At 37.9% G+C, this 13995-nt stretch carries 6 protein-coding genes; all 6 read right to left on the bottom strand.

Annotated elements, in window-relative coordinates:
* Window positions 1–204 precede the first annotated feature (204 nt).
* Window positions 205–4290, bottom strand: a complete 4086-nt coding sequence (locus A6M55_RS14035; protein ID WP_064198221.1) for a two-component regulator propeller domain-containing protein — start codon at window positions 4288–4290, stop codon at window positions 205–207.
* 185 nt (window positions 4291–4475) lie between these two features.
* Window positions 4476–6158: an endo-1,4-beta-xylanase gene (locus tag A6M55_RS14030; RefSeq protein ID WP_064198220.1), complete on the bottom strand. Its 1683-nt coding sequence runs from the start codon at window positions 6156–6158 to the stop codon at window positions 4476–4478.
* A gap of 30 nt (window positions 6159–6188) precedes the next feature.
* Window positions 6189–7151, bottom strand: a complete 963-nt coding sequence (locus A6M55_RS14025; protein ID WP_064198219.1) for a DUF5627 domain-containing protein — start codon at window positions 7149–7151, stop codon at window positions 6189–6191.
* Window positions 7152–7193: 42 nt separating this feature from the next.
* On the bottom strand, window positions 7194–8984 hold the full coding sequence (locus tag A6M55_RS14020) for a RagB/SusD family nutrient uptake outer membrane protein (RefSeq protein WP_064198218.1): 1791 nt from the start codon (window positions 8982–8984) through the stop codon (window positions 7194–7196).
* A 42-nt stretch (window positions 8985–9026) separates the two neighbouring features.
* Entirely contained in the window at window positions 9027–12053 is a 3027-nt protein-coding gene (locus A6M55_RS14015) for a SusC/RagA family TonB-linked outer membrane protein (RefSeq protein ID WP_064198217.1), read from the bottom strand.
* 49 nt (window positions 12054–12102) lie between these two features.
* Entirely contained in the window at window positions 12103–13986 is a 1884-nt protein-coding gene (locus A6M55_RS14010) for a RagB/SusD family nutrient uptake outer membrane protein (protein ID WP_064198216.1), read from the bottom strand.
* Between the last annotated feature and the right edge of the window lie 9 nt (window positions 13987–13995).

Below are 13995 nucleotides of genomic sequence, written 5' to 3'. Positions count from 1 at the left end.
TAAAGGTGAAATCCATAGCCGAGGACGAAATTTTAAACGAATAATTTTCACCGCAACAAATCCTTCGGATTACATCTGGTACTTTTCGTTGTAGTTCATTTGGTAGTTTATGTCCTTCATAAAAAAACACAACAAATGAACGTTCAATAAAGCACATCCCCAGTCAAATCCGAATTTTAACCCGATATCTATTTCTTAGGTTGTCTATGACGTTTTATTGAGCGATAAATATTCAGACGGTGACACATTATACTTGGCTTTGAAGGCTCTGGCAAAATAATTGGGATTTGAAAAACCCACCGAATAAGCAATTTGTGAAATCTTCAAGTCATTTTTTTGTAAGAGTGAAAGTGCCTTTTTCAATTTCAAAGACCTCACATATTCAACGGGACTTTCGCCTGTGAGATTTAAAACTTTTGCATATAATGTACCTCGACTGACAAACATCGCTTTGCTTAATTCTTCAATCGAAAGATTAGGGTTTTCAATGTTTTCTTCCACATAACGAGTGATTTTTAGTAGGAATTTCTCATCTTCCGAAATTGTCTCTACTTCTGGTTTCTCAAATTGAATGTGTTTACTGTACGTATTTTTCAATAAACTATTCAAACTAAGCAAATTCTCAATTTTAATATTCAATAAGTGAAAACTGAAGGGTTTAGTCAGATAATCGCTTGCACCTGCTTCTAATCCTTTTAATTGCTCAGTTTCTTCTGATAAGACTGTCAGCATAATCACAGGAATATGTTTGGTTCGACTATCGTTCTTGATTTTTCGTACCATTTCTACGCCATCCATTACTGGCATGTTTACGTCACTAATGATTAACTGTGGGTGATTGGCCAATGCTTTTTGCCAACCTTGCTTCCCATCGGCGGCTTCTATGATTTTATATTTATTTTTTAAACTTTCAACTAAATATGCTCTTAAATCGGCATCGTCATCTATGATTAATACAATTGGTTTTTCGATTTTTGGTGGTTCGTTTTTCGCAAAGCTTTCAACAGCGTCTAAACTTTCGTTTGCATTTAGCAACGACGTTGATTGCTGGTAATTAATTGGAGTCAAGGGCAGCAAAATGATGAAAGCACTTCCTACGCCTTCTTCGCTTTCTACTCTAATTGTTCCGCCGTGAAGTTTTACAAATTCCTGAGCTATAGATAGACCAATGCCACTTCCTTGATTAAGAATATCTACGTTATTATCTGCCTGAAAAAAACGCTCAAAAATCTTCTCTGTCAAATCTGCTCGCAACCCGATACCTGTATCTCTCAGCGTCATTCTAATGCCTGTGTCACCTTCTGCTGTTATTTGAAGACTCACATTTCCGCCATCGTTGGTAAATTTTATAGCATTTGAAAGTAGATTTATCAGTACTCGTTCTAATTTATCTTTGTCGAACGAAGCATTGTAAGTGCTAAACGAACTCACAAAGTGCAATGAAATATTCTTTCTGACGGCTATGTATTTGAACGAATCTACGATTTCTTGGGTGAATGTAATTAAATCGCCATCGGTTTTATGCAGAGTCAATTCGTTGTCTTCGATTCTTCTAAAATCAAGCAATTGATTAACCAAATTGAGCAGCCTTTTTGCATTTCGACTAATCAAATTAAGCATTTCTAAGCGTTCTGTACTTTTTTCATGAAACATCAAATTTTCAATCGGATTCAAAACAAGCGTAAGTGGGGTTTTTAATTCATGGCTTAGGTTTGTTAAGAACTTGATTTTAACCTTTTCGAGTTCCATTTTTTGTTCGGCATCATGTCGTTCTTTTTCAATTAAATGATTCATTTCTAAGCGTTCCTGCTTTCTCATAAATTCATTTTTCAATTTTTGAATCGAACTCCTTCTTATTGCCCAAACAGCGAGCAGAATCATAACTATGTAACAGAAATAAGCATAATATGTACGCCAAAATGGTGGTTTGACAATTATTTCAATGACCTTTTCGGGGGTTTCCCATGAGCCATCTTCGCTGTGTACTTTTAGTCGGAAAGTATAAGATTTAGGGTCTAAGTTTGTATATACAGCAGTAGTATTTGTGCCAACTTCGTTCCATTCTTTATCAAATCCATCGAGTTTATAAGCATATCTATTTTCGTGGGGGGCAGTGTAATTTAAAGCAATAAAATCAATTGAGAAGTTTTGTTTATAACTCAAAATCATTTCTTTTGCTGTTGAAATATGCTCAGTTATTTCGGTATTTTCTACAGGATTTACCTGTTTATTGTTTATTTTCAAGTTGGTAGTAACCACAATCGGAATGTTATTTTTTTGAAAAATATTGGCCGATTTAAAATAGTTAAAGCCGTCGAGTCCACCAAAAAACAAGGTTTTATCGGCGGTTATCAGCCCCGAACCAATATTAAATGTACTTTGCTGAACACCGTTATAATGAGTGAAATTTCTAAATACTTTTTTATTGACATCAAAAGAACTAATACCATTGTTGGTACTGACCCAAAGCTTGCCTTTTTCATCTTCTAAGATTTTGTAAATTACACCATTCGACAATGAATAGCTTTCATCAAAGCGTTCAAAAGATTTTGTATCGGATTTGAACAAACTGAGTCCACCACCCAAAGAACCGACCCAAATACTGCTCGAATGGTCGCAGTAGATGGTCTGTACTCTATCTATTGGAAGGCTACTATTGCCTGAATTAAGCACCTGAAAACGATTTTGAGTTGGATAATAAACGGCAATACCAGTACCATTTGAGCCAAACCAAAAATTGCCCGAATGGTCTTGTTCGATGGTAGTAATAAAATTATTTATTGGAATTTTTTGGTCTGGTTTTAAATTAAAAATCTGATCACTCGTTTCTAATTGATTAGTTGTGGGGTCGAAACGATAAACTCCATTTCCGTTCGTTCCTATCCAAATTTTGCCATTTTTATCGGTTTTAAAACAATTCACTACTACATCGTTAGCATCAGTGTTGCTTTTTGGTATATAAAAATAACGAGAAGCCCCAGTGCTTAGATTAATACTATACAAACCAGCCTGATATGTACCCACCCAAAGATTGTTTCCAGCACATTCAAGAGCAAGAATAGAGGAGTTATTGGCACGTTGTTGGGGCAAACGAAAGGGTTTTATTTGTCCTGTTTTTCGATTAAAAATGTCTATTCCCGTGCCTTCTGTTCCGATAAAAACATCACCCGATGGGCTTTCCGCAAATGACATTATTGAGCTTCCTGTCAATCCATTAGGGTCATAGGGTTTAAACTGTTTGTGGTTAAAGAAAGCCAAATTAGTATCATATTTATTGATACCCGACTGAAAAAAAGCAATCCAGTAAATTCCAGCATTATCGATATAAATATCTCTGACCGAACGACCATAAGTGTTTGGAGTAAAACCATTCTGCTCAACTAAGGTACTTTTTACTCTACTTACTTTTCCTGTTGCGGGGTTCAGAATGTCTAAATTACTTTCTGTTCCAACCCAAAGTTGCCCAGTTTTATCAAAAACAATCTTGTGAATATGGTTGTTAGAAAGCGTATTTGCATCATTTTTATCAGATTTATAAGCAATGAAGCTATTTCTTGTACCATTCATTAAGTTTAGCCCACCTTTACTTGTTCCAATCCAAAGTTTTCCGTTTTTGTCTTCGGTAATGCATGTAATTTGATTACTTGAAATGGCATCTTGGCGATTTGGGTTGCTTAGAAACCTCGTAAACTGCTCACTTTTTTTATCAAAAAGATGTAAGCCATTCTCTGTACCTACCCATAGATTGTTACGGCTATCTTCAAAAATACACTTAATGGTATTTGAATTTAGCTTAGATTTATTGTTAATATCCGCTTTAAAAGCTTTCACATTTTTAGTGGTAGGGTCAAAAACAAACAGCCCTGCGTAAGTTCCGACCCAGATTTTTCCTGACTGGTCGGCACAGAGACTTATAATCCATCCATACTTTGAGAAGTCATAGTTGATAAATGAATCTAAATTGAGATTATAGACAGATAATGTCAGATTAGTGGCCAGCCAAATTCGACCTGCTCGGTCTTGTGTCATGGCAATCACTGGGCCTCGGCCGATACTTGTAATATCACGGTCTTTGTGATGGTATGCTGTAAAGTTTTGACCATCAAAACGATTGAGACCGTCTTCGGTGGCAAACCACATAAAACCATTTTTATCTTTGATGATGGCATTGACCGAATTAGAAGTTAGTCCGTTTCTACTGCTATAATTGATAAATTTATATTCAATTTGTTGCCCTCGAACCCAATGAAAAACTCCTAAAAGTGCCAATAAAATGCATAATCTTCTCATTTTTGCTGATTTAACCTTACGATATTTCAAAGATATTATTCGTCTGCTATCTTTCACAAATTAATTATACCATACCTTAAATGTTGTAGATGAACCATCACTATTAAGGATTTATAGAAATAATCCCCCAGCATTTTTGAAATGTGGGGGATTGGACTTTTAGTGGTGATGATTGTAACTGAATATTACTTTAAATTGGCTTTGAGCGATTCAGCTACGTAAGAATAAGCTAATTTTCTTACATATTGTTGATTCCAAAGTCCGATTGGTTCATCTGCTCTCCAACTTGAATTGGCAGGGCTATCCAACGGACTCCACAACGTGATGCCGTATCGTTGAGCAGCAGGAACAATCTCAAAGTATTTATCAATCACATATTTATACATTTCGGCCTGAGCTTTGTATTGGTCTTGCGTAGCTGCGGCTGTTTTTACATTTCCCAAACCGATATCCATTTCCGAAATTTTAATCAATTTGCCCGTAGCTGCTAATAATTTAAACATTTCGGCAATTTTTGTTTTATCAGATTTAATATCAATGTGCATTTGCGTACCAATACCATCTACTTTAGCACCTTTTCCTTCGATATACTTTACGTAGTCGATGAGTCCTTTGCATTTATCTAAACTATATTCTAAGTTGTAATCATTAATGAAGAGAATATCGTTGGCATTTCCGTATTTTCTGGCCATTTGAAAAGCCATTACGCCATAATCTTTACCTAAATAATCTTGCCAGTAAAATTCATCAGCTTTAAGTGTTCTGCCTACGCCAGTTTTGAGTTCGTATGGTTTTCCATCGTCCATCGGTTCGTTTACCACGTCCCATGCTTTCACATAAGGTTTACTTACAGCCAACATTCCAGACATCCACTTATCTAAAGTATTGGTAATAAGTGTCTTTTTAACCTCTGGCGATTTTTCTTTTGTTTGAATACTTCCAGTAGCATTATACTTTGTCAAGGTGATGTTATCAAAATAATAACTTGTAGCAGTTTTACCCAGATTGAAAGCAATTGCACCACAAGTTGCCATATCTGCGGTAACTGTAATTTCTCTTGTATAAGTTGTCCAAGTAGGAGTAGCCGAAAGAGTTCCAAAGAAATCCCAGTGTTTGTATGCACCTGGAGTTACGTGTGCCTGAGTTGGATAAGATGCCGCAACATCTGCTTTGATATCCATTTTAAGCGTATATTTTTCTCCTACAACAGCCGCTGGAGCAAATTTTATGAAAAGCTGAGCTTCCCAATCATTGGCACGAACACTTGCATTGGTTATTTTTAATGCTCTTCCAACACCATTTGCACCACCGCCAGCAGCCGTGTAAGATGTTACGGCATTAGCATTGGCTTCAAAGTTATTAGTTGTATTGCCTTCAAAATCATTCGAAGTGATTAAATCCCAGCCTGGCCCAGTTGAAGATAAAACGTCAGGTGCAATGACACTTTTCAAATAAGTTGCATTTTGATTTGCGTGCCAGCACAAAGTATGACCATAAACTGAAACACCAGCAGTTTTGGCATTTTCGAGTAATCTTGAAACATTATCAAGTGCTAAGTTACCATTCGATTGAACCACACCGCCGTGCTTCATTTCGTAGCCCAGTACGATTTCATCGAAATTTTTATTTGCTAATCGATACATCACACCTTTGTTGTTATAATCGGCCAACGAAAGAGCAGCACCAAATTTAAAATTAGGATGAGCAGTACGATTGATAAGGGATTTTAGAGCAGGATAAGCATCGATCTCTTCTTGTATAGCAACATTTTCGGGTTTTGGAACACTATATTCCAAGGGCTCGAATGTTGCACACGAAGCCGCCATGATTGCAGTCAGCCCCAGTGTTATTTTATATAATTTGTTCATAAAAAAACTATTCTATTGTTGAATGAAACATTACTTTGCAACTGGCGAAAAAGTCTCAAAAGCTACAGTACGGTCACGCATCACGAGCGTGTCGGTAGTGGCAACTTTCATTCCAGCAACATTTACTTCATACTTTAAATACAGGGCATCACGGTCTTTATTACCCCAACTGTTTTTTTCTCCTTTCTTGATGAATGCACCGCTTCCTGTAGCAGTAGTCCCGTTTGTTAGCGACGAAATTGTGCATTTCCCATCGTTGTCAAACTTCATCAATAGTGTTACACTAACATTCTTGTTGTCTTTATCTTTGAGAATTACTGGAAATTCAAGCTCACTCAACGACTTAGTTGTTAGTTTATTTACTTCGTCATTTTCTACAAACTGAGCATGGCGAACAACCGTTCTGCTCACTGCACCAGTCACAACATCATTTCCACGACGTAGGTAGTTTCCGTGCCACGGATTAATGTATTTTATAGCATACAAAACGAAGTTCTTTCCAGCAAGAGCAGGTATTTTGTTTACATCGCTTTGAGTGATTGCCATCGGAATTACATAGGTATTTTTGATGGATTTGGGGTCAGCAAAAAACGCATCCGTTAGCTGCACATCTACGCCACCTGCTAATGCTCCTTTGGGAATAATAATTTTATCAGATGCCAATGAATAATAGTTATCTGGCATAGCAAGTATTTCATCTCGGCCTGCACCAAACAACATTCCATTTTTTAGGAGTGATTTATCGACCGATACTTGTATTGCTATATCACTTCTACTTTCATAAACGCCACCAATTGTGGCATAAATTTGGCATTTTTTAGCATTATCTAAATCCGTATTGACAAAAGCATCATCACCGAGAGTAATTGTTCTTACAGGATATTGATAAGCAAAATATACGTTCTGCGTTTTAAAATCAGGAAACTCAACTTCCTGATTACAAGAGGCAAGTCCAATTAGGAGCAGTACCGACATATAAATTAATCTCTTCATATTGATATAAAATTTTGTCAATGTTAAAAATATGGTTGAGAATTAATTCCAACCTTCGTTTTGTACGAGTGCAGGATATTTTAGAATTTCTGAATATGGAATAGGCCCATATTTCATAAAACTCCTAAACACTCTGTCTTGTACTGCAGGAATAACCGTGTAAGCACCATTTTGAATACTCATACCTTTGGCTGGCTCAGTAAGGTCGGCATTCCAACGACGTAAATCCCAAAATCTGAAGCCTTCAAAACAAAGTTCCAGGCGGCGTTCGTTACGAATCAACTGACGCATAGTTTCCTTGCTTCCTTTGGCACTTTCTAAGTAAGCATCGTTATTCGTCGTGCCAATTCCTGCTCTTCTACGAATCGCTCTGATGATGTCGTAAGCCGAGTAAGTATTTGACCCCATTCCCATTGGCCCGAAAGCCTCATTTGCTGCTTCTGCATACGCCAATGCAATTTCTGTATAACGAATGTGCGGTTTATAATGACGCTGATTGCTGGGTGATGTTGGATTAAGGTTTACATCTTGGCGTAATAATTTTCTCAAATAATAGCCAGTTCGAGTTGAAGTTTCTACTCGATTAAGGGCGTTGTTTGTTGTACCATCAGCATTGGTATTGATCACCGTATTATTTACACCTGCCGTTGCACCGTTTACCAAGATAAACATTCTTAGGCGTGGGTCACGATTGGTGTAAGGGTCATTTGGATTATAACCACTTAAAGGGTTATTAATCGGGTATCCATTCAACATCGGGAAGGCATCAACAAGGTTTTGAGTTGGGTTAATACGACCATTTCCGAATAATGTTGGTGGAAAGTTGGCTTGTTCCAAATCTCTGTTTTCAAACCAGTTGTTACGCCATAATATTTCGGGCGGATTCGCTCCATCTTTCAAACTCGCAATCTCGGCAGTGTTTGAATACCAATTGAGTCCACTCGCAACATTGCTTGTAATGGCGTTTAATCCACCATTCAGATTCAATACTGCTGCTGCCGCATTGGCTGCATCTGTCCACTTACTTGCATTGTCATTGCCAAAAGCTGGACTTGCAGCCAATAATGCCGTTTGTGCTTTGATTGCTTTTGCAATTCGACCAGTAAATAAACCACTGAAAGTAACTCCAAAAGCACGGTTATATTGCTCAACGCTGACTGTACCATATTTGGCAGGAATCTGCGACGCTTGCCCCAAGGCTATATCTCGATAGTCTAATGGAAGTTTTACATCTGCACTATCCAAATCTTGATAAATTTGCTTAACACACTCATCAAAAGTAGCTCTTGGCAGATTGTAGTTATCGGAAGTAGTTTGTGGTTTAAGCAAAATCGGTATTCCGAGCATTTGTCCATTCGCACCTTTGCCTGCGTGAGCTTGCAAAAGATGATACATCAACAAAGCACGAAGACCATAAGCTTCTCCTTTGATACGGGTCGCAAACAATTTGTTTGTAACGGGGTCTGTTACCCATTGAACTTTATCAATTTCACCAAGGGTAATATTCATGTATTGAATTCCTGCGAAACAGTTAGTCCATTGGTTGGCGGGGTTGTTATTGGCAGTCCATTGCCCCGTTGCCATTTTCAAATAACCATTGTTTTGGTCATTGCTTACAGCGTCATCGGTGGCAACATCATTGAATGACCAGTTGTTAGTTGGAATTCGGTTATAACCATTCAGCAATAATCCATAAGGGAATCTCGAATCGCTTGGTACATACGCACTGGCATCTAATTGTCGGTTATTTTCAATGGCGGGTTCTATGAGGTCTTGGCACCCTGTCAGTAATACAGTCGCACAAACCACCGCCTTTAATATTCCTTTCTTCATATAAAACATAAGTGTAATAGTCAAAATTTGATGCTTTCAGATTTAGAATAGGGCTTTTATTCCTACATTGAACATTCGAGTTTGTGGTGCAGTACCTACGTTCATTTCCATGATTTTGCGGTTCTCAGAAACAGTCAGGAGGTTAAATCCACTCACATATACACCTAATTCACGTACAAGTGATTTCATTTTCAGAATATTCGTTAAATCGTATGAAACTTGTACTTTGTTTAAGTCGAAACGGTTTGTTTTGTACATCCAGAAATCTGAAGAGCGGAAATTATTATCGCTGTTCAAGGTAGTCAATCTTGGAAACTGAGCAGTTGCTTTAGTTTCTTCTGTCCATCTATCTCTTACTACTTCCGAGTATTTGTCTTCGCCATCAACCCAGAAATAAGAATTGCTACGCATGGCATTTCCTCCAAAACGACCTACTCCTAAAGCAAAAAATGTGAGTTTTTTCCATTGTGCCGTAAAGTTTAGACCCAACGTAAGCGGAGAACCAAACCAACCACCTCTGCCCAAATATACTTCGTCACGGGTGTCAATTGTGCCATCGTTGTTTTGGTCTTTGTACTTAATATCACCAGGTTTTACTTGTCCGAATGTTTGTGTTGGCGATGAAGCGATTTCTTCCTTAGTTTGGAACAATCCTAAACTTTGCAAGCCCCACATAGCATCTAAAGGTTTTCCTTGACGGTTTTGGTAGGTATTTTCAAATAATTCAGCTCGTTTAGAGGCCGTAGCTTCATAATAGGTAGCGTTTAGACCCATTGTCCAGTTAATATTTCCTAATTTTCTGTTCAAATTTGCTCCAAAATCAAAACCAACACGCTTATCATCGTTGTAGTTTACGAAAGGAATAAATGAAGAAACAGGGAAACCAGTTGTAAAATAACTCGGAAATAAAACAGCCGCTTGAATGATATTTCCTGAAATTTTATTCATGAAAAATGTACCATTCAAGGTCAAGAATTTCTTGAAAAATGAACCCTCAAAGCCGACAGTAATTTCTTCACGTTTAGGAAAAGTCATGTTTGGGTTATCGCCCCTTCTTGATTCGGTTGCTTGAATACCCGTACCATCTTTCCAACCGTACCAAGAACCCGCACCTGTGTAAATGCCTTGATATAAATAATAATTATTAATATCGAGGTCGGTTTGTAAAATGCTTGCCGAAGCCGTTAGTTTTAAATCATCAATTGCATCAGCATTTTTGAGGAACGACTCTTCGCTTATTCTCCAACCCAAAGAAACCGATGGCGAAAGTGCCTGACGATTACTTGGTGGAAGTTTCGATGAATGTACATAAGCCGAGCTTAAATCCACATAATATTTTTGCTTGAAATTATAACTTGCTAAAAATCCCAAGTTTGCATTACTAGTTCGGTGATAAATGGCAGATTCTGATTGTTGGAAGCCGTTTACCAATAAAATGGCCGACAAATTATGATTGGCGTTGAATGTTCTATCGTAATTGAACTGTCCTGATAGAACTATCGTTTGGCGGTATCTATTACCCGATACATTCTGAGTTCCCGACCTTGAATCTTGATTGTAGAGTGTTAGACCACTTATAAGGTCAGTGCCGCTGTAACTATTCCAAGTTGGAGCGTACGTTGCATACGTATAGTTGTATGATAATGAATATTCGGTCGCATAATCAACCGCAAAAGCCGACTTGAAAGATAGTCCTTGTAAAACATTTCTTAAATCAGCTTTGATTCCAGTATTAAACTGAAATTGGCGATTAGCGTATTGGTTATTTCCACCCGAATAAATAGTAGCAAGCGGATTGGTTTGGTCTAACTGCGTACCTCCCAATAAGTATTTCCCATCAATAATATTATTGCTATTTTGAATAAATACCTGTGAAGCTGCGTCTTCTTTTTCAACCAAATCAATTGGAATAAGTGGTGAAAAACGATTCGGACGAATGGTTGTGGCACTATTCCAGAAATTAGCATTTACACCACGACCTGTAAAAAAGATGGCCGTAGCATCGGCATTGAAATTGATATATTCGTTGAGGTTTACATCAATATTTCCACGAAAATTGAGTCGGTCAGAGCTATTATTGTTTTTCGCTTCACCGAAGTTTAAAAGCGAACTGGTTTTAGCATACCCTAAATTAGTATAATATTTAACCCTTTCGTTTCCTCCCGAAATTTCAGCTGTTGCATCATAACTACCATAAGAGCTTTTAAGGTATTCTGGTGAATAAAAGTCAATACTTGGATAACGGTATTTATTTTTCCCCGAAGCATGATTGTAAATATCTAATTCAGAATACAGATTTGTTAATCCATCATTTCTACGAGCCTCATTATAAAGCGTCATGTATTCGCCCGAACCTAAATAACGAGGCATTGCCTTTGGAGTATTTATACCATTATTGATTCGGAGGTCAAAGCGATTTTTGCCAGCAACGCCTCTTTTTGTGATAATATTAATTACACCTTTGGCCGCACGGCTACCGTATAAGGCCACCGCATTTGCACCTTTTAAGAAAACAATTTGTTCAATTTCGGTTGGTGCCACGTTTCCAGTTTCACGAGGCACACCATCTATCATAAACAAATAATTTCCCATTCCCCAATTACTATTCCCGTTGAAACCAGGCACTAAAGCTTCCATGTCGGCAAGTGAGTAAGTAAAGTAATTTTTGGTGAGAAGCTCTCTTACATTTACAGATTCTACCCCGCCAAGCAAGTCTTTTTTATCAACTTCACGAAAAGCAACGTTTACTTTTTCGGTGTTTTTGCTTGGTGAAATCGTTATTTCACTAATTTGTTCGGTAGCCGTGACATACTTTACGAGAAAGCCAGTCGCAACTATCGAAACCACATCATTTTTTGGCACTTCAATCATGAATGCTCCCGAAGCGTCAGTAGTAACAGCCTTAGCGTTTTCTTCAGAGCCCTTAACGATTGCACCGCTGATTGGTTGTTTGTCAGAACCAACTACTTTGGCCTTCATTTTAATTGTCGGAGTGCTTTGTGCTACTACATTGTTTTTCGGTAAAACAAGTAGCAGACACAAGCCCATAATTATTTTTATAAACTTCATTTTTTATTCGTTTATCAATTATTATCTCATTTTATGAATCGAATTTTGCTTACCAACCTGGGTTTTGCGAAAACTCCAGATACAAATTCACATCATTGACCTTTAGTGGCAACCAATTATGTTTGTCAGTGAATTTACGTTCTAAGATTGTAGTTTCACGCAAGTTCAAAACACGATTATCTTTCGGGTCTTTGGCAGGGTCAAGTGGAGCAGCTCTATCAAATTCAATTGATTTTTTGAGTGTATAAGGGCTTTTTGAAATCAATAACCAACGACGAAGATCATTAAAGCGATGGCCTTCAAAAGCAAGTTCTACGGCACGCTCACGTCTTACTTCTTCCATGTAAGTATCTAACGAACCCAAGAATTTAGCATTTACGGGACTTACCCCTGCTCTTTCTCTGATTACATTAATGGCATCGACTGATGATTTTGAATAATTGCTCGATTTTCCTAAAGCCGAACCAAAACCTTGTGCAGCAGCTTCGGCGTACATCAAATAAATGTCAGCGAGACGCATATAAGGAACTTTGATATTCAAGCTCTTATCATAGCTATATCCTTGGTCGTATTTGTTGGCAGTTCTTGGTACAAATTTGAACAATAAATATCCTGTACGGCTACCAGTAGCTATATCACGGTACGAACCGCCTGTATGTAAGTTTGCGTGGCGGTTATTTACCTCAGCAGCGTTTGGAATACTTCCTGCAACCATTCTTACACCATCAAAAACGATGTCGTTGTAGAAGCGTGGGTCACGGCCTTTCCACGGAAATTCGGGGTTATAGCCAGACTCTGGGTCAGCTTTTGTAATGTCTTTAATCGGCATTCCGTTGGCCATTCCGTAGTTATTAACGTAGTTTGAAGTTGGTAAAAACTTCACGTCTCCCTCACTGATAATCAGTGGACTGTATTGTTTGCTTGTTCCCCAGTTTGAGTTATTTGCACCATAATACGGCCCACGGAAGATAGCTTCTGTGCCACCTGGGATTTGCCAGTTCTGACCAGTTGTATAGAAATTAGTAGAATATTGTGCAAACGGAACTAATTTGTGAGGTGCAGCACCACTTTCAGTCAACGTAAGCAATTCACCAAATGCTTCGGCAGCTTTTTTGCAATAATCTGCATTGTAAGAAGTGCTTCCGCCTGAAACTTGGTTCATCAACGGACTTCCTGCCCAAAGGTAATTTTTCCCTAAATAACCTAATGCCATGATTTTATTGATACGCAATTGGTTTTTGCCAAGCGTTCTTTTTCCAGCAGTTGTATTATCCCAGTCGGTTGGCAATAAATTAGCAGCTTCTCTGAAATCGGCAGCAGCTTTATCGGCACATTCGCTATATTTCAGACGTGGCATTGTTAGTTTTTCATCACCAGGCAATACTTTATCAATGTATGGAAGTCCACCAAAATATTGCATAAACATAAAATGATACCATCCACGGAAAAACAATAATTGCCCTTTGATTAGGTCTTTTTCTTCTTGGGTAGCATCAGTTAGTTTATCTAAATTCGCTAAACCCAAATTTGCTTTTCGGATACCGTACCAGCCCAAGCCCCAAAGCGATTTTGCAAAGCGGTCATCGTTTGTTACATTGTTATTGCGGTCCATCCAACCAGCTTGCCAGCCGTCGAAATTACGTTGCCAGCCCCAAAAATCCCCATTGTCGATTTTTACACCAAAGTGGAAATTCTGAGCAGTTGATTGAATCTCATCTTCTCCCCAATTGAAAGAATTTGTCCAATAACCATTCGTAAAATCGGGAATTGTATGATAAAGTTCTTCGGTGAAACCTTGAAAATTGACGAAATTTTTAAAGGCATCTCTATCTGATACCAATGATTGAGGGTCACGGTCTAAAAAGTCTGAACATGAAGTAACCCCAAAAGATAATGAACAAACTAAGACTAAAAGTTTTATTCTATTTTTCATGATTTTATT

This window comes from Emticicia sp. MM (assembly GCF_001649495.1).
This window is presented reverse-complemented; position numbering and strand designations above follow the sequence as displayed.

Coding starts and splice junctions, on each gene's coding strand:
- A6M55_RS14030 (WP_064198220.1), bottom strand. CDS start 6,158: ATGAACAAATTATATAAAATAACACTGGGGCTGACTGCAATCATGGCG.
- A6M55_RS14010 (WP_064198216.1), bottom strand. CDS start 13,986: ATGAAAAATAGAATAAAACTTTTAGTCTTAGTTTGTTCATTATCTTTT.
- A6M55_RS14035 (WP_064198221.1), bottom strand. CDS start 4,290: ATGAGAAGATTATGCATTTTATTGGCACTTTTAGGAGTTTTTCATTGG.
- A6M55_RS14025 (WP_064198219.1), bottom strand. CDS start 7,151: ATGAAGAGATTAATTTATATGTCGGTACTGCTCCTAATTGGACTTGCC.
- A6M55_RS14020 (WP_064198218.1), bottom strand. CDS start 8,984: ATGAAGAAAGGAATATTAAAGGCGGTGGTTTGTGCGACTGTATTACTG.
- A6M55_RS14015 (WP_064198217.1), bottom strand. CDS start 12,053: ATGAAGTTTATAAAAATAATTATGGGCTTGTGTCTGCTACTTGTTTTA.